Origin of the sequence: Vreelandella glaciei (assembly GCF_013415125.1) — a bacterium.
In the GTDB taxonomy this organism is placed as follows: domain Bacteria; phylum Pseudomonadota; class Gammaproteobacteria; order Pseudomonadales; family Halomonadaceae; genus Vreelandella; species Vreelandella glaciei.
On record NZ_JACCDE010000029.1, the window covers coordinates 59,593 to 76,509 of the forward strand.

Below are 16,917 nucleotides of genomic sequence, written 5' to 3' on the forward strand. Positions count from 1 at the left end.
TTGGATTGGACAATAGCCGAAACGCTGATCGCTTTAGATAGTCCGCCCGTTGGGTTAGCAGAGATTCCCCAGTACCAGCGTTGGGCTGGCGTCGAGCGATTACCGAGTGGCGTTCTTGATGTCGGCCTGCGTGCTCAACCCAATCGCGAGCTCATTGCTCAGCAGGCACCCGATCACGTCCTTCTCTCACCGCTGTTTATGCGCTTGAGCAACCAGTTGAGTATTATTGCTCCTATCACTGCGCTGGCCACCTACCAGCCTGGAGGCCCCCTTTGGCAGCGCCTAAAGCGCACAACGGTGACCCTAGCCAAACTGAGCGGCAATCAAGCCGCGGCCGCCACGCTGATTGATGGCGTTGAAACATACCTGAGTCAACAAAAAGCACGCTTGGAACCACAGCCACCACTACTTATCGTGCAGTTTATCGACGCGCGACATCTACGGGTATTTGGTGAGCACAGTCTGTTTCAGGCGGTGGTAGAACGCTTGGGGTTGACCAATGTTTGGCAACAACCTACCAATCAATGGGGGTTCTCCACGGTAGCGTTAGAAGAGCTGTTGAGCTACTCCGATGCGGCAATCATCATCGTCGAGCCGCTCCCTTCAGGAATGGACGACGGCATTACCAGTAATGCACTGTGGCAGCAATTACCCGCTGTGAAAGAGAACCGCGTTGTTCGCGTACCGGCGGTGTGGAGTTTTGGGGGGCTGCCATCCGCTGCGCGCTTCGCTGAGTTACTCAGCGAAGCGCTATTAGCCCGTTAAACGAAGCCGTTTTAAAGAGCGTTTAGAAGTCCAGTGCCGCCGAAAGTTTGACCGTACGCGGCTCACCTTGAGTCAAATAACCACCGGTTGCCGAGGCCCAATAGTTCTCATCGGTAAGGTTTTCGATATTAGCTCGCCAGGTGAGCGTAGTGCCGTTGAGCGGCATGGCATAACGTACGCCGAGATCCCAGCGCGTCCAGGCGTCAACTTCAAGCTGATTGGCAGCGTCTAAATACTGGCTGCCATTACGCACCGCACGGCCACTGAGCGTCCAGCCCGGGGCTTGTGGAATATCCCACTCGCTGCCTAAGACTAACCGATAACCGGGCACCCCAATCGCATCGTTACCCTGGTTAGTGCCATCGTCAGTACGCGTCAGTTCAGGATCTATCCACATAGCACTGCTTAGCAAGCGCAAGCCGTCCAGCGGTTCACCGTAAACGCTTACCTCCACTCCACGATTACGCTGTTCGCCGTAATAGTCATAAACGCCGGTTTCAGTGTTAATAAAGGCGTTGGGTTGCTCAATTTCAAACAGGCTTAAGCTGCCACCCAGGTTACCCAGATCGAGTTTGGCACCTACCTCGTTCTGTTTAGCTTCGACCAAACCAATACTCTGCCCAGCATTTACCGCCGAGGTAGGAGCCGTATCACCCGGCTGCAGTGCTTCAATATGGTTAGCGTATAGCGAGAGTGAGTCGGTCGGTTTCACGACGACACCATACACAGGCGAAAGCCGTGTATCGCTGAAATTGTTGTCAAAATCACCCTTATAGTCATAGTTAGTGACGTCAACTTCCTGATAGCGGGCGCCCAGGGTAAACAGCAGTCGATCATCCAGGAAGCCGAGCGTATCGGATAGCGATACGCCGTTGTTACGGGTGCGGCTACGTAGGTTAGGATTACTCATATCGCCGTCGCTCCAATCCGGCGTTTGCAGCGGCACATCGACAGGTTGATAAATGTTGGTATCGCTCGGTGTAAACAGCACCATCTCATAAGCCGAACGCGTGGTGCGATAGACGCTGGAATAGCCTAAATCCAACTGATGAGTGACCATGCCTGTATCAAAAACGCCCCGTAGCCCCGCCTGGCCGCCTACGCTTTCAGCCCGATAAGGTACGCGCATCTGGCCAATAGTAGCATCGCCTTGAGAATTATTGACCGTAGGCGAGGCGTAAACGCCGCTTTCACGAGTGTCATTGCCACCCAGTGCCGCATAAGCTGTCCAGCTGTCGGTGATATCATACTCACCGCGCAGCATCGCAAAGTTGGTGTTTAGATCGGTATTGGCCCACTCTGGCGTATAGTTGGTGCTAGCAGAAGGTGCGTCGGGTACTGCTGTGATACTCCCAGCGTAAACCACTGAGCGGCCACCGTTCACGGTGTGACTTTGATGTCCAATATCCAACGAAGCGCGGCCGCGCTCACCGCGATAGTCAAGCCCAATCACGGCGGAGGTCGCACGGCGTTCTTCACCGTCAATCGCTGTGTCGCCACGCCCCCGCACGACATTAGCGCGCACGCCAAACTGATTTTCATCACCAAAACGCCGACCAAGCTCGATACCACTTTCGACATAGCCGCTGTCCGTCACTCCGGTAGTAAGCCGATTGAGGGGTTCATCGGCAGCGCGTTTAGGCTCAATATTGATAGCGCCACCAACGCCAGAGCCACTGGGCGAAACACCATTAGCGAAGGCGTTGGCGCCCTTAAATAGCTCCACACGCTCGGCAATATTGGTCGCGACTACCTGGCGGGGTAGAACGCCATACAGTCCACCGTAAGCAACGTCTTCGCCATCGAGTTCAAAACCGCGGATCTGAAATTTCTCTGCGTAGTTGCCGTAGCCAAAACCGCTTTGTACCGATGCATCATTGATTAACACATCGGCCAGCGTCTCAGCCTGCTGGTTTTCAATCAGCTCAGCGGTAAATCCAATCACATTGAACGGCACATCGGCCGCATTGCGCTGCCCCCAGGTGCCAACGCGGGCACCGGCAGCCACTTGGCCACCGGCAAATGCAGGCGCCGGAGTATCACCCCTCGCTGCAGCCTCCCCGATCACCGTTACGGTCTCCAGCGAAGCACTGTCGTTGGAAGATGCTTGCGCCCAGACAGTGCAGGGCAAAGGGAGCGATCCCAGCAATACGAACGTGAGCGTACGCCAGGAGAGGCAAGGTAGCGACATGGTGAATCCTCTTCAGATAAGAGCAGCCAGCAATATAATCATTGCAATGGGAACGCGAATCTTACACTAAAGCATAATCATTTGTATTTATAACAGCGATGCATTTAACGTATATAGCTATTTTAGTGATATGCATTATCGTTTATGATGACCTCAGCCTTATTTCCTCAGTGCGCTGTGTCAAAACCTTGTGTTGGAGCCCCGCGATGCCCTCTGCTCTGCGTCAGCCACAACTGTTCGAGCCTTCGTTAGCTTCCTGCTACACCGGGCCGTTGGCGAACTTTACGCCGCCGTTAATAGGTGGAACGCCGCCGCTGGAAGCGTTCAAAACAGCCCGTTGGCGGAATGCCGATTGTCTCAAAGAGGATCTCTCCCGTTTCGCTGGACAGTATCCAGACGGAGACCAGCGGGCAGTGGTATCGATCTGGTCGAAATGGCATTTAAGTGCGCTAACCGTTCCCACACTGACAGCCAACCTACTGCTTAACCGTGACCTGCCGGTGGGACTGGACGACATGCAGGTTATCTTTAACGACAAGGGCGCAACCTCGCGGCTGTGGTTACCCCACGAAGGCACGCCGATAACCACTCAAGATCCGTTTGAGCGTTTTGCCACCCTGATTGAACAGCACTGGGCACCGTTAATTGAGCAATTAGCGGCCATCTCCGGCGCCGCTCAGCGAGTGTTCTGGAGCAATGCCGGTGGCTACCTGGATTTTTACGTCAATGCGCTAGGCGGGCATCCGCTTGCCAATCGGCAGGCGTTTGAAGCCGCCAAGGCGCTGCTGGAAGCACGCACCCTGCCCAACGGCAAGCGCAACCCGCTGTTTCAGCCGGTGCGTTACTTTACGCCCAAGGGGAGTGAGGAGGTTAAGCGGGTGCGCAAGCTCTGCTGCCTGCGCTACTTACTGGATGAGTTTGATACCTGCGGTACCTGCCCACTTGAGGGCTGCGACCTGGAGGCGCGCAAACGCGCCAAACTGGCCGCCCGTTAAAGCGGTTTAGATATTTATTTGCGCCACCGCATCTTCACTTGCTCGCGCACGCTGCTCGCCTTTCAGCTCGCTTAATTGCCCCTTCGACATCTCCAGCAACCGATCAGCGTGGACGAAGTAGCTGTCGTCGTGGCTGATGGCAAACACGGTTTTACCCATCGCTTTTAAGTGCGGTAATAGCTCGCGGTAGAACAGCCGTCGGAACTGCGGGTCTTGATCCGCCGCCCACTCGTCGAGGAGCAAGATATCGCGCTTTTCGGCAATCGCCAGCAGAAGTGCCAGGCGCTTACGCTGCCCTTGTGAGAGCTGCGTGTTGATAACGCGATCACCCTCCCACTGCAGTTTGTGCTGCATCTGCAGTCTCTCAAGCCAAGTATCAACGACCTGCGGGTCAGCAGGTAGCCCTTCAGGGCCCATGGTCTGATCAAACTGATGGAAATCGGTAAACACGCTGGCAAAGCGAGCACGGAACGCTTCCCACTGAGCAGCAGTGACCACCTGCCCATCAATCTTAATGGTGCCGCTTTGGGGGCGGTATAACCCAGAGAGTAGCCTTGCCAGGGTCGACTTACCGCTGCCGTTGCCGCCGATCAAAAACACCTGCTCACCGCGCGCAAGGGTCATATTGAGAGGCCCCACCTGGAAGCCCTCTCCCTGGGCAGTGTCCGGGTAGTGATAAGTGACTTCCTCCAGCTCCAGACGCTGCCAATCAGCCAGCGTATCGTCGACGGCAAAGCTTGACTGGTACTCGGCTAGCTCCAGACTGCTCAATTTATCAAAGGCCACTTGGGCACTGATCAGCGTTGGCCAAGCGCCCACCGCCTGAATCAGCGGCGTACGCAGAAACAGCAGCGTCAACGCAAAGGTGGAAGCCACCGTGGTACTCGCCCAGCCCAACCCATTAGAGAGGAAAAACACCACCCCGATGGCGCCCAACATCATAATGTTAGACCAGTTGTTAGCGCTTAAGTGGTAGGTATCAGCGCGGATAATGTGGTGACGGTAGTCGCGGGCATTGGCGGTATAACGCTCATCATAAAAGCGCCGAGCACGGTCGCGGTTCAGCGCCAGCTCTTTGCGCCCTTCAATGGCCGCCTGGAAATCTTTATAGAGACTGTCTTCACTTTCACGCACCAGGCGAAAGTGGCGATACACCCGCGACACCAGCACCCAGCCCACGCCCATGGTGAACGCAATCCACACAACGGTAATCACCACCATTTGCGGCGAGAGCCAGGCCAAATAGGCCACCGAGGCAAGTGTAAGCACCACGCCCTGAATCAGCTCCGGAAGGCGCACAAAACCAATGGTGATGTTGCGCACATCGCTGGACAGACTGGCCAGCAAGGTGGCGTTGCCCAACTGCTCCAAGCGCTCAATATCGGTGTCGAGAATCCGCTTCACCAGTCGCGAGCGCAGGTCAAACACAAAGTGGTGCCCCAGTACCGTCAGCGCCAATTGCGTACTTAGCGTGACTGCCAGCAGCACCGCCAGCAGGCCTAGAAATTGCGGCAGCGCCGCCATGCTGCCTACCTCAATAAGCCGCTGGTTGATAAAAGCAATCACCCCGACCCCTAAGCCAGCGCTCAATAGGCTCAAAGCAATGGCGCCTAAAAAAGGCCAGCGGTAGTGATGAAATACTAAGCGCAGCAGTTCCATGGGACTCCTTGCCTTCCTGTAAAGAGCGCTGAAGTCTAACAGCAGCGCCGCTCACCAAGAAGGAGTCATTAACATTGGAGGATTATGTGGCAACCGGTCACTGGTGCGGAATGCTATCCCAAGCCGCTTTTCTGAAAATCATGTCAGATGGTTATCCCAGCGCAGTTCCAGGCTGGCGAGAAGCTCGGGCATCGCTAAGTCAGGCGTAACACGGTAGAGCCCGCCTTGGCCGGAGGAAACCAGAAAGCCGCCGTTGCCATCGCACCGGGCGCCAGCGGCGTCGGATAATGCGAAGCTGGCAACAAGTTTGCCTTGCGCGGCATCCAGCAGCAGCACCCGGTTTCCGCGAGGGGCAGTCACCAGAACATTGCCAGACACACGGCTAAACGCCACGCTGGCAGTGTAGTGCTTCAGACTGGCGGTGACTTCATCGGCCAGCGACAATTCAGAAAAGTGTCCCTGGGCATCCAGTCGGCAGATCAGTGGGTGGGTTTCCCACTCGGGGCCTTCGAACTGATAACCGGCGATCACCGTGCCGTCCGCCGCCACATCAAGATGACGGCAGCTTAGCTGGTGATGGGAAGGTTTGTGACGGGCCAGGACATCACCGCTGTGGCGATCCAGCAGAATCAGCGCCGGTGCCATGGTGTCTAGGTTAAGCTTTACCCGACCGTAGTCAGGGTGCGTCTGAATGCCCCCCAAACCGATCACCAGGGTGTCACCATCCGGCATCAATCTAAGCTCATGGGGGCCAATACCGTCCAGCGGCATATCGCGCACATGGGTGTAGTCGTTGGCGGCATCGTAAACGCGTACGAGCCCCTCACTATCCTCCAAACGATTGGCGGTGACATAAAGGTAGCGTCCGCTTAGATCGAACACGCCATGACCATAGAAGTGGTGGCCCTCACCGGCTGCAATGGTGTGAGCTAACTGACGGCTGTCGCCATCGATCACATGCATCCGTGTACCAGGACGGCGTGCAAACAATACCGCCTGGCGGGAATCGGGCCGTAAACAGCCGCCGTGGCAGCGCTCGGGCACTTCGATCATAAAGCGGGTCTGACCATCCAGCGCTACCCCGGCGATGCAATGCGCACCGCTGGGGTCATCCACCGCGCTAAACAACCAAGCGGCTTCCTCTCGTGCGGGCAGCGCCCAGCTCAGCGGGGTCAGCGCCATGGCGAAGCTGCCCAACCCGACTTTGAGTACCTGTCGTCTATGCATAGTTCAATCCCCATCGCTAGAGTTAAAGCCGCGCACCAACCCCAGCTCACCAGCAATCTCGTTACCCAGCAGATGGCGTAGCTGGCTGATGTCGAGGTAGAGCGACTGCAGACCACGAAACGCCTCTTCGTCTTCAAGGGAAGGCACCAAGCCCGGCGGCAGCTCGCTGGCCTGAACGAGTGTCTTATCCAACTGATCACGAAACGCCTCGGCAAGCGGCAGCGCACCGGCCTCGCGCAACAGCGCGGTAAGGCCCGGCAAAAAGCCGGTACGCAGGCCTTCCAGGCTACTCTCTACCAAACGAACCGTTTGTCCGCTACGCCACGTTTCGGCTAAGTAGCCGTTGGCAGGTGCGCCTTTGAGGCCCATGGGCTCACCGAGCCGTTTATCTTCGAGTATTTCAAGGGCTTGGATGGCGCTCGCCAGCGTGGCCTCCGTGTAGTCGGCAGTATTAAGATAGTGCTCGCCAAAGGCCTGCCAGTCGCGATGCAGCGCGCTCGTGGTATCCGCAAGATGCGTGGTGATGGCCTGCATCAGCGAGCAGGCTCCAGGGGCGCTCAGGACCTGTGCGTCCATGGCGTCGTCATAGAGCAAGTATTCAAGGGCGGGAAAGCCTTGGACCGCCACGCTGTCACTGGCGATATCCTGAGCATCCGGGGCTTTGGCTGCCTCCAGCCAGCCGCGCACCTTACTGCCCACCAGATTTTTACGGTCTGGCCAGAACTGCAGCTGCCAGCCTCGGCTATTCTGCTCGAGCGGACCGAACTGAATAAAACGCACCGCCTGCCAAGCTTGATAGGCGCTCAGCCAGTCATTTTCCAGCCGCAACCTGAGTGCCTCGCCTGGGCTTTGGCAAAAGCGTGCGGCGCTGGCTTCCAGGCGCTCGGAAGCGACACTCAGTTCGGCATACTGAAGCTCCACCGCGCCGTGCCACATTTCTCGCGGCGTGGGGGTGTCTGTCGCGAAAGAGAGCGGCGTTGCGAGTAGCGCACAGGCCAGCAAACTCAGGCGACGAAGAGATGCGATCACGTCAACTCCTTAACAACAATCATTTACAGAGACTCAAGAAAGCGGATAAGTTCCGCGCGCTGGTCGGCAGGCAATGCGCGATAGCCCTGGGTAGCGCTTTCTGCCTCACCACCGTGCCAAAGTATCGCCTCTTCCAGGGTGCGGGCGCGACCATCATGAAGAAAGCCAGCCCGGGGATTAACCGTTTGCGCCAAGCCGATCCCCCATAGCGGCGGGGTGCGCCATTCGCGGCCATCGGCCTGGAACTCGCTGCGATGATCCGCCAAGGCCTCACCCATATCGTGAAGCAGCAGGTCGCTATAAGGCCATATCTCCTGCCCCGCCAACGCCGGGCGAGGAGCGTCCGTAGCAGTGCGATGGCGCGGCGTATGGCAGCTGGCGCAGCCCAGCGCGTTAAAGCTCTCTGCGCCCTGTTTCACCGCGGGATCATCCATATCGCGGCGCATCGGTACCGCCAAGCTAGAGGCGTAGAAGGTCACGAAGTCGGCCACGTCATCGCTGACTTCAGGCGTGCCACCGTTAGGAAAAGCATCGCACCCCTGGCTCTCCATGCAGTCGGTGTGTGGCACCAGGCTGGAGGTCAGCCCCATATCCCCAGCGAAGGCGTGCAGGCCCTGCTGCTCAATGCTGGGCTCGCCGGCTTTCCAGCCAAAACGCCCCATTACCGTGGTGCCACTGCGCACATCCCACACCTGGTTGTAGCGGCCGGAAATCCCGTCGTTATCAGCATCATCGGGGTCTGCGGCAGCGATAAGGTCAGCTTCAGGAATCGCTTCTAGCAGGCCCAGGCCAATCATTGGCGGTGCCAGCCGTGGCGAGGTTTGCAGTGACTCCGGCAGCACTCCGTAGGCGGGCTCGGCAATTGAATAGAGCGGCTCCTGCAGAGTAACACTGGAGCCATCGGCATAACTGACTTCTCGGGGACGATACTCAATCACCAGCGTGGCCTCAGGCTTGGCGCCGCTAATAGCGGCAGTTTGTAGCTGCAGGCCATAGTTAGGCACCGGCAGTGCGCCCCGCTGCTCCAGTGTCTCTGGATCCGCTTGGCTAGCGGGTAACGAGAGGCGCAGAAACAGCGCGATGGGGTTTTCGTCGCCGCTGGGTGGGTGTCCCCGACCATCCTTAAGGTGGCAGCCCTGGCAGCTATTGGTATTGAGCAGTGGGCCTAGGCCATCCCGGGCCTCGGTGCTGGCGGGTGCTGCTACCCAGGGGTTGCGAAAGAAGCTGTTGCCAACGCTGAAATCCAGCCGCTTGGTCATCGACATATTGCCCAACGGCAGCGAATAGGCGTTATGGTCAAACTGCTCCACCGAGCCATCGCCGCCACTCATGGGCGTCATTTGGATGGGATGATCTTGGGTAGGTGAGTCGGCTGCCTGCAAGGGCGCCGCCAGCAGGAGCAGCAGCAGACTGCCTTGAGATAATCTGCTTAGCGAGACACGGAGTAAGCGGTACATGGTGATACCTTGAGAAGGACGATACTAAATACGAGCCATTCGACAAAAACTAACAGAGCCGCACGATAGCAACACTATCGGCGGCTCATGGTAGACGCTAGTTCGCTCTAGAACCGGTGACCAGCGTCATCAGGTTGCAGGGAAGTAACGCCCAGCTCGCCTGCGGCCTGTTCGATAGATCCTGTTTGCGCCACCAGGGTAAGAATCGCTTCGTTGATCATTTCACTGCCCTGCGCGTTACCCGGCGCGATCATCATATCGAAGGCCATCGGCGAGCTTTCCGCTTCAGCCGCCTGCTTGATAGCATCAAGCCTCGCCATAGTCGCCTCAAGCTGTTTGCCTAGCGTGTCAGCCAGCTCACTATCTTCCTGGGCCAGCAAATCCTCCAGTGAAGGCCCTTCTACCACGCTGCCATCAAGACGCTGATAGCTGCCGGTGTAGATATTCTGAATCCCCTGGCCGTTGTAGTAATGAGAGTTGTGGGTATTGTCGCTGAAACAGTCGTGCTCATCCTCAAAAGAGTTGGCTTCAAGGGCGACCTTTAAACGCTCACCTGCCAGCTCGCCCAGCGACAGCGAGCCCATACCGAACAGCATACGGCGCAGACCTTCCTGATCACTCTCCGCCAGCAGCTCCTGGCGATAGTTACCCTCGGTTTCCGGCGCCCACTGGGCCACCATCCATTCAAGGTCGTCAACCAGCAGGTCGGACACCGCGTCCAGATAGCTACGGCGGCGATCGCAGTGGCCATGGGTGCAATCTTCACCGGTTTGGTAATCACTCACCGGTCGTTCGCCGTTGCCTGCCTCAAAACCATTCAGGTCCTGCCCCCAAAGCAGAAACTCAATGGCGTGGTAGCCGCTGGCGACGTTGGCTTCCGAGCCGCCGATTTCATTCAGGTCGGCGAGGAGTTCCGGGGTAATATCGCTAACATCCAGGGTTTCGCCGCCAACCGTGATACGTTCATTGGAAACAATATTGGCGGTGGCGCCTTCGTTACCCAGCTCGTGCTGGTAGTCGTCGCCTTCGACATAATCGATCATGCCTTCGTCCAGGGGCCAGGCGTTTAGCTGCCCTTCCCAGTTATCCACCACCGCATTACCGAAACGAAACACTTCGCTCTGCTGATAAGCCACCCGCGCCTGCAGCCAAGCTTGTTTGGCTGCCTCCAAGGTGTCAGCACTAGGGTTGTCCAGCAATTCGTCGATGCGCTCGTTTAGTACCTGGGCAGCACTCAGTGCATCGGCGTAATTGGCATGCGCCAGATCGGCGTAGTGATGAACCACGGCGTCAGCGCTAACGGTGCCGTCTGCAGCAGTGTCGGCAGCAACTGAAGCGAAAGGCATCAGCGCGCTAAGCGCAACGATGCCAGCAAGGGGACGACGGAGCATGATGGCAGGCATTACAGTATCCTTTAGGCTGAGGCGTGACAGAAGCTACTCATATCCTGGCAATACGAGGGGTAGATATTTCGATTTAAATGTAATTCATTAACTTTTGAGATTCAATTACATTTGAAGCCAAAAAATAATGCGCTGCTGTGTTTATTTGCTCTTCTTTGCTTTACATCATTTTTTGCTGCCCTAGGAAAACCACCATGCTGGATTACAAACTGCTTCATGCCTTGGCGACCGTGGTGGAGTGCGGCGGCTTTGAGCGCGCGGGGGATGAATTGGGGCTGTCACAATCTGCCGTGTCCCAACGTATAAAAGCACTAGAAATTCGCCTTGGCCAGCCAGTGTTGGTTCGGCACCCGCATTTAGCTCCAACCCCTGCTGGCCAGCGGCTGTTAACCCACTATCAGCAGGTACAGCTATTAGAGCGTGACCTGCGTGGCTCACTACCCACCTTGGATGATCAAGCGCCACGCCTGCGTATTGCGATTAATGCCGACAGCCTCGTCACCTGGTGGGCCGAGGCTGTCGCCACTATTTGTCAGCAAGAAGGCGTGTTACTGGACCTTGTGATTGAAGATCAGGATGTCGGACTCAAGCGGTTGCGCGATGGAGATGTAGCGGCCTGCTTATGCGCCACACCGCAACCGATTGCAGGTGCGCGTTGCGTTGCGCTGGGAGAAATGCGTTATCACCCGTTGGCGACACCTGCTTACGTTGAGCGCTATTTTCCAGATGGCCCGGCGACAAAGAACTTTCAGCGTGCACCAGCCATCGTTTTCGGCCCCCACGATCAGTTGCAGCATCGGTTTATGGCACTGTTTGGTTTTCAAGGTCGCTTCCCTTATCACCTCTGCCCCTCATCGGAGGGCTTTGTTCGTTTAGCCGCCGCGGGGGTTGGTTACGGCATGATGCCGCAATTGCAGACGAATGAATTAATGCAAAGTGGCCAGCTGGTCAGCGTGGCGCCAGGCCACTCTTTGTCGGTGCCTCTCTATTGGCATTTTTGGCGCCATAGTGGAGAGTTGATTCAACGCCTTACGCAACATTTGAGTCATATCATTTATTAAGTATGCAAGTTTTAAACAGTGACTTTTTTCAAACCCGACTAAACTAAAAATGCTTATCGCGCGACACAGGAAAATTTGGTCAGGTTAAAAACTAAAAAAGCGATGTGATATGCATTTTCGACGCTTAACGGCGGATGTTTACACCGGACTATTGCTGCTGTTGGCTGGATGTTGGGTACCTTGGGCACATGCAACTACTCTTTTATCCGCATCGCCAAACCAGGCGAGCTACTCGCTTGCTCCTTATAGCGAACTTTGGCATGCAACTGATCAGTCAATCATGCTTGAAAACTTCCTCTCTCACCCGCCTGATTTTAAGCACGCCCATCACGAAGAGGATTTAAACTTCGGCTATACCCGTCATGATGTGTGGCTGAGAACACAAGTGCGTAATGACTCACCGAAAACTCAGCGCTGGATGGTACAGTTTGAGTACCCATTCTTGGATTACGTCACACTTTACACACTGCGCCAACAGGGCATTGAGGCGCAGCGCAGCGGTAGTGCAGTCCCGGTTGAACAGCGCGCCCTAGCCCATCGTCAGGCGGTTTTTTCACTGGAGCTTGCTGCCCATGAGCGAGTAACGCTGTATACCCATGTGGCTGCCTCAGGCAGCAAAATGCTCAACTACAAGCTAATAACGCCCGAGGCGTTTTATACCCAAAACGATCGTCATAATTTTTGGCTGGCTACCTACTTCGGCATGCTGCTGGCAATGGGTTTATATAACTTACTGCTATTTTTTGGCTTAAAGGAACGGGTTTTTCTTCACTATTCGCTCTTTGTCGGCGGCTTTGCTGTCGCTATTCTGACCTTTAACGGCATCGGTACACTGATGTTTTGGAGTTTTCTGGGTGACAACACGGCTCGTCTCGTGGCACTCGGTTTTACCTTCGCTTCCACCATGGCCACGCTATTTTCGCAAAGTTTTCTTAACACTAAGACCTATTGTCCCCGCTGGCACAACGTATTGAGTATTTTTCGCAGTTACTGCTGGTTGACAGTGATTGCCACTCTGTTATTGCCCATTCCCTCGGCGCTTCACCTCATGGATGTGACGGGCTGTATGGCAGCTTTACTACTCCTGCTCTGTGGCAGCTACTGTAGTTTGCAACGCGTACCCAGTGCGCGGCTGTTTGTATTTGCATGGTCGCTATTTTTACTAGGTACTGGTGTCTTTGCGCTGCGTAACCTGAGTCTGCTTCCAGCCAACTTTATTACTCTACACGGCCTTCAAATTGGCTCAGCACTGGAAATGTTATTGCTCTCGTTTGCCTTAGCATCGCGCTTCAATAAACTTAAACGGCAAAAAGAGAGAACTCAAAGCACGATGTTGGCAGCACTCCAGAAACAGGAAAACCTGTTGGAACGAAAAGTCGCTGCCCGCACCAAAGCATTGGAGCATTTGGCCAATCATGATGTACTCACTAGCCTGCTGAATCGCCATGGACTGATGCGTTCTGCCGAAGGAGCGCTACAGCGTAATCGTCAGCATGGCCATCGTTTGGCACTATTAATGCTCGACCTGGATCGCTTTAAGCCTATTAATGATAATTATGGTCATGAAGCAGGCGACTTTGTTTTACAGAAAATAGCCAAACGCATCGTCCACTTAGCGCGCACCACTGATCACTGTGCCCGGTTTGGAGGCGATGAGTTCATTATTATCATGGAGAATATAGGAACCGGCGATACGTTAGCGCCTATTCTGGCGCGTATTGACCAAGCCATCTGTTCGCCGATCGACCTTCCCGGCGGTGAGCAAGTCAGTGTTAACGTCAGTATTGGGGTAAGCACCTGTCACGGCGCAGATGAGGCCACGCTTGAAAGCTTGCTAAGTGAAGCTGATAGCGATATGTATGCAGTTAAATCAAGCCAAGCCGCAGCTTACTATCGCTACGGCTCGGCGAGGTCTTAATTCTAGTCAAACAGGCTCATGCGCTTCATCACGTTGTCACGCTTAATTTTCCAATGAAATATCGCGCCAGCAACGTGTAGTACCACTAAGCCTAAAATGATCCAACCTAACCGCCCATGCCACATAAAAAGTTGTTCAGAGAGCTGCTCACGCTCAGCAAGTAAACCGGGCAAATGCCAGTGGAAAAACTCTACCGGAAAGCCGCCGCTAGCAGTGGCGGCCCAGCCCAGTAAAGGCATAATAATGAGCGCTAAATAGAGCAGATGGTGCACACTGGAGCTAACAATCCGCTCGAACGCATTTAAAGGTGGTTCATGATCTGGGACCACAAACGCTAGCCGGGTAATAATGCGCAGCGTCATCAGCAATAATATCAATACGCCGAGCGTTTTATGGCTGGTATAAAGCAAGTTCGTGAGCGTATTGCCTACCAACGCCACGGTGCGCTCAAACCCCAGAAAGCCTAGCGTTAAACCGCTAGCCAACGAGAGTAACACGGCGCCCGCCACTAGCCAGTGCAGCACCCGGTGGGGGTAGATATAATGATCCAGTTCGTGCATGTAGTGCTCCTAACAGCAAATTTATTTGCTTTTTAGTCTAGTCAGTAACGTTCCCTTTCGCTGATTAAAGCACTTCGCTGCCCTCAACGTTAAGTGTTACTTTTACCCAATGCTTCTCCTCTACTACCTGCTGGGAACGGTTGAATCGCTACGGCCGGTGTTTATATAGCCTAGTCAGGCACGGCTAATTGCTCACGTATTAACTCACCCAAGCGCCGCGCTGGCTCTGAGGGCCGGTGGGGTGCTCGGTGAAGTGCCAGCTCAATCATTGGCAGCGCAGGCAGGCCACTGCTCTCATCCAGTGGCCTTAGCGCCGGCGTCAGCATGCTGCGCGTCACCACCACTATCGCAAGCCCCGCGGTCACAATCGGCGCCAGCCCGGCCATTGATTGGCTGGTATAGGCAACACGCCAACTGCGCCCTGCCGACTGCAGCGCCTGCTCGGCGACTTCACGAAACACGTCAGCCCCCGGCGAATAAAGCGCTAATGGCAATGGATCGCTTAGCAGCGGCTGCTGGTGCATTCCGACGGCCCACAGCAAAGGCTCTCGACGGATTACATCGCCCCCTGGTGAGTTGCGTTGGCGTGTCACCAGTGCCAGATCAAGCTCTTTGGCTTTTACCTGCTCTACGAGATGGGCGCTGGTACCGCACATCACCTTGAGCCCCACCGCCGGATAGAGCTGATTAAAGTAAGCAAACACCGAGGGCAGCAGCGAGGCATAATCTTCCGGTATGCCTAACGTGAGGTCACCGGTAACTTGGCGCGCCTGCATATCACTCCATGCTTCATCATTAAGCGTCAGCAGCCGCCGGGCATGGTTAAGTAGGCGTTCGCCTTCTGACGTAAAGCGTATTCGCCGCCCTTCCCGCTCGTGCAGTGTTAGCGATAACTGCGCCTCCAGCCTTTGCAACTGCATACTCACCGTAGACTGCGTGTAAGCCAAGCGTTTGGCGGCGGCGGTCACACTGCCGGTATCCGAAATAGCCACCAGGGTACGCAGCAGGGTTAAGTCTAAGGTAGGCGTGCGCATATATCACCATTCTTGATTAAAACGATCATAAAAGATCGATATTGTGATGCATTGATGATGAGTATGCTGCTCGGCACATGCTCAAATCAAGGAGACCTCCGATGCATCGCGCCCACTCACCCGCCCTTTTTCCACGTTGGTACAGTGTTGGTGCGGCACTGGTGGCCGTGATGCTTTGGAGCGCAGCGCCGCTGCTGGCAGAGTTTGCCAAGGCGACGCCACCTTTACAGCTAACCGCAGTAACACTGCTTGCGGGGGCGCTGGCAACGCTCCCGCTGAGCCGCCGCGTTAATGTTGCTACCAGCGGCGCGATTTGGCAGTTAAGTGTCTGGGTGGGCATTCCGTTACTTATTTTTGGTGCTGTGAGTACTTACTTTATTGGTATGCGCCTAGCGCCCGCCGCTGAAGCGGCGCTGATTACTTATACCTGGCCTGTACTATTTGTGCTGCTTAGTCAGTGGAGCCGCTTTGGCCGACTGAGTATCGCAGGCGTTGTCGGTGCGCTGATTGCGTTTTCAGGCGCAGCGTTACTGCTGGTTCCTCAAGCCATCAGCGGCGGATTAGGGGGCGCCACCACTGGCTATGCACTAGCGCTGCTGGCTGCCTGCTGTTGGGCACTCTATTCATGGCTCAGCCAGGCATCTCCAGTGGCGTTGACACCGCTACTGCCACGACTGCTGTTGATCGCTTGTGCTATTGCCGTGGCCGCTAGCCTGCTACTTGAAGGACAACTCCCTTTACCCAGCGGTGAAGCGTTACTAGCAGGCATTGCCCTGGGGTTAGGTCCTTACGGCGTGGCCATGGTGGCTTGGGATAAAGCACTGCGCTGGGGGCACGCCAGCCTAGTGGGCAGCTTAGCCTATGGCGTGCCGATTCTGGCCGCCCTGCTACTGGTTCTAGCAGGCATGAGTGTTCTCGACTGGCGATTACCCACTGCGGCAGTGCTGGTGGTGGTTGGCTGCCTTAAAGCTGGCCGCTAGGCTTACTTAAGAAGATTCACCTCGGCTACTTTAGTCACTGGCTCGCTAGATAGAATGTCGTCGAGTAATTCAGGTATCCACCTGGGTTTGAAAAGCGCGGGGTCGGCCTCGCGCATCTCTTCCCGCGTCCACCAATGCCTGGCATGAACAGTAGAAGGCTCTTCATCGCTCCACTGGGCAGTGGCAATTTCAGCCATTGGCGGGCAGCGCACCAGAAAGTAGCGTTCAAGCCAGCGGGCTGGCGGAGAGCCTGCCACGGCGTCTATGTCATCTCGTTCGCGCAATAGCGGGCCGATGGGGCAGGTCAGCCCCGTTTCCTCCTTCAGCTCGCGCATTGCCGTGCTGGGGTAATCCTCTCCTTCAAGCAATTCGCCGCCTACGGTGGTCCAATAAGGCGCTTGATGCTCATCATAATAGCGAAAAAGCAGTAGCTGGCCTTGCGGGTCAACCACCATTAAACGTGCTGAGCGGTGTGTTTTGATTTGTTGGTTCATAAGCGATCCATGCCTATTATTGAACCTGAATCCGTGAAGCCGGCGCCGACACTTTCCCTATCACCGCCAGCGAGCACTTTTTGATCATTCGCCCCGTGCAAGTTGGCTTTCGCAAGCCCGTTATTGCCAAAACCCACCGTGCTG

The 16,917-nt window shown here is 55.7% G+C and carries 14 protein-coding genes; 5 read left to right on the forward strand and 9 right to left on the reverse strand.

From position 1 onward, the window contains the following. On the forward strand, positions 1–765 hold the full coding sequence (locus HZS80_RS17765) for an ABC transporter substrate-binding protein (protein ID WP_246362241.1): 765 nt from the start codon (positions 1–3) through the stop codon (positions 763–765). A 22-nt stretch (positions 766–787) separates the two neighbouring features. On the opposite strand, the gene HZS80_RS17770 is transcribed toward HZS80_RS17765, so the two are convergent. Continuing rightward, a complete protein-coding gene (locus HZS80_RS17770) occupies positions 788–2,956 on the reverse strand; it encodes a TonB-dependent receptor (RefSeq protein ID WP_035564213.1) in 2,169 nt (722 codons plus the stop codon). A gap of 206 nt (positions 2,957–3,162) precedes the next feature. Here HZS80_RS17770 and fhuF point away from each other — a divergent pair, with 206 nt between their 5' ends. Next, positions 3,163–3,951, forward strand: a complete 789-nt coding sequence (fhuF, locus tag HZS80_RS17775; RefSeq protein WP_179916809.1) for a siderophore-iron reductase FhuF — start codon at positions 3,163–3,165, stop codon at positions 3,949–3,951. Between the two features lie 6 nt (positions 3,952–3,957). On the opposite strand, the gene HZS80_RS17780 is transcribed toward fhuF, so the two are convergent. The 5 genes from HZS80_RS17780 to HZS80_RS17800 all read right to left on the reverse strand — a co-directional run bounded on the left by HZS80_RS17780 (position 3,958) and on the right by HZS80_RS17800 (position 10,726). Beyond that, complete coding sequence (locus HZS80_RS17780) at positions 3,958–5,610, reverse strand: multidrug ABC transporter permease/ATP-binding protein (RefSeq protein ID WP_179916810.1); 1,653 nt, start codon at positions 5,608–5,610, stop codon at positions 3,958–3,960. A 138-nt stretch (positions 5,611–5,748) separates the two neighbouring features. Next, positions 5,749–6,837, reverse strand: a complete 1,089-nt coding sequence (locus HZS80_RS17785; protein ID WP_008957754.1) for a DUF1513 domain-containing protein — start codon at positions 6,835–6,837, stop codon at positions 5,749–5,751. Positions 6,838–6,840: 3 nt separating this feature from the next. Beyond that, positions 6,841–7,866, reverse strand: a complete 1,026-nt coding sequence (locus HZS80_RS17790; protein WP_179916811.1) for an imelysin family protein — start codon at positions 7,864–7,866, stop codon at positions 6,841–6,843. 23 nt (positions 7,867–7,889) lie between these two features. After that, a complete protein-coding gene (locus tag HZS80_RS17795) occupies positions 7,890–9,323 on the reverse strand; it encodes a di-heme oxidoreductase family protein (protein ID WP_179916812.1) in 1,434 nt (477 codons plus the stop codon). Positions 9,324–9,430: 107 nt separating this feature from the next. Then, positions 9,431–10,726, reverse strand: a complete 1,296-nt coding sequence (locus HZS80_RS17800; protein ID WP_082072627.1) for an imelysin family protein — start codon at positions 10,724–10,726, stop codon at positions 9,431–9,433. A 194-nt stretch (positions 10,727–10,920) separates the two neighbouring features. Between HZS80_RS17800 and HZS80_RS17805 the strand changes: the two genes are divergently transcribed. Beyond that, positions 10,921–11,787 (forward strand): LysR family transcriptional regulator ArgP, encoded by an 867-nt coding sequence (locus HZS80_RS17805; protein WP_179916813.1) that lies wholly within the window; start codon positions 10,921–10,923, stop codon positions 11,785–11,787. Positions 11,788–11,896: 109 nt separating this feature from the next. Next, positions 11,897–13,705: a diguanylate cyclase gene (locus tag HZS80_RS17810; protein WP_179916814.1), complete on the forward strand. Its 1,809-nt coding sequence runs from the start codon at positions 11,897–11,899 to the stop codon at positions 13,703–13,705. Positions 13,706–13,707: 2 nt separating this feature from the next. Here the strand turns inward: HZS80_RS17810 and HZS80_RS17815 are convergent, their stop codons facing one another. Next, on the reverse strand, positions 13,708–14,265 hold the full coding sequence (locus HZS80_RS17815; protein WP_035564197.1) for a cytochrome b: 558 nt from the start codon (positions 14,263–14,265) through the stop codon (positions 13,708–13,710). A 170-nt stretch (positions 14,266–14,435) separates the two neighbouring features. Then, on the reverse strand, positions 14,436–15,299 hold the full coding sequence (locus tag HZS80_RS17820) for a LysR substrate-binding domain-containing protein (RefSeq protein WP_035564196.1): 864 nt from the start codon (positions 15,297–15,299) through the stop codon (positions 14,436–14,438). Positions 15,300–15,400: 101 nt separating this feature from the next. Here HZS80_RS17820 and HZS80_RS17825 point away from each other — a divergent pair, with 101 nt between their 5' ends. Further along, entirely contained in the window at positions 15,401–16,279 is an 879-nt protein-coding gene (locus tag HZS80_RS17825; protein ID WP_179916815.1) for a DMT family transporter, read from the forward strand. Between the two features lie 2 nt (positions 16,280–16,281). On the opposite strand, the gene HZS80_RS17830 is transcribed toward HZS80_RS17825, so the two are convergent. Beyond that, on the reverse strand, positions 16,282–16,773 hold the full coding sequence (locus HZS80_RS17830) for an NUDIX hydrolase (protein ID WP_218927767.1): 492 nt from the start codon (positions 16,771–16,773) through the stop codon (positions 16,282–16,284). Positions 16,774–16,917 lie beyond the last annotated feature (144 nt).

Bases quoted from the DNA above. Each gene is read 5' to 3' on its own strand.
- HZS80_RS17770 (WP_035564213.1), bottom strand. From the start codon at position 2,956: ATGTCGCTACCTTGCCTCTCCTGGCGTACGCTCACGTTCGTATTGCTG.
- fhuF (WP_179916809.1), top strand. From the start codon at position 3,163: ATGCCCTCTGCTCTGCGTCAGCCACAACTGTTCGAGCCTTCGTTAGCT.
- HZS80_RS17780 (WP_179916810.1), bottom strand. From the start codon at position 5,610: ATGGAACTGCTGCGCTTAGTATTTCATCACTACCGCTGGCCTTTTTTA.
- HZS80_RS17785 (WP_008957754.1), bottom strand. From the start codon at position 6,837: ATGCATAGACGACAGGTACTCAAAGTCGGGTTGGGCAGCTTCGCCATG.
- HZS80_RS17795 (WP_179916812.1), bottom strand. From the start codon at position 9,323: ATGTACCGCTTACTCCGTGTCTCGCTAAGCAGATTATCTCAAGGCAGT.
- HZS80_RS17800 (WP_082072627.1), bottom strand. From the start codon at position 10,726: ATGCCTGCCATCATGCTCCGTCGTCCCCTTGCTGGCATCGTTGCGCTT.
- HZS80_RS17805 (WP_179916813.1), top strand. From the start codon at position 10,921: ATGCTGGATTACAAACTGCTTCATGCCTTGGCGACCGTGGTGGAGTGC.
- HZS80_RS17810 (WP_179916814.1), top strand. From the start codon at position 11,897: ATGCATTTTCGACGCTTAACGGCGGATGTTTACACCGGACTATTGCTG.
- HZS80_RS17815 (WP_035564197.1), bottom strand. From the start codon at position 14,265: ATGCACGAACTGGATCATTATATCTACCCCCACCGGGTGCTGCACTGG.
- HZS80_RS17820 (WP_035564196.1), bottom strand. From the start codon at position 15,299: ATGCGCACGCCTACCTTAGACTTAACCCTGCTGCGTACCCTGGTGGCT.
- HZS80_RS17825 (WP_179916815.1), top strand. From the start codon at position 15,401: ATGCATCGCGCCCACTCACCCGCCCTTTTTCCACGTTGGTACAGTGTT.
- HZS80_RS17830 (WP_218927767.1), bottom strand. From the start codon at position 16,773: ATGAACCAACAAATCAAAACACACCGCTCAGCACGTTTAATGGTGGTT.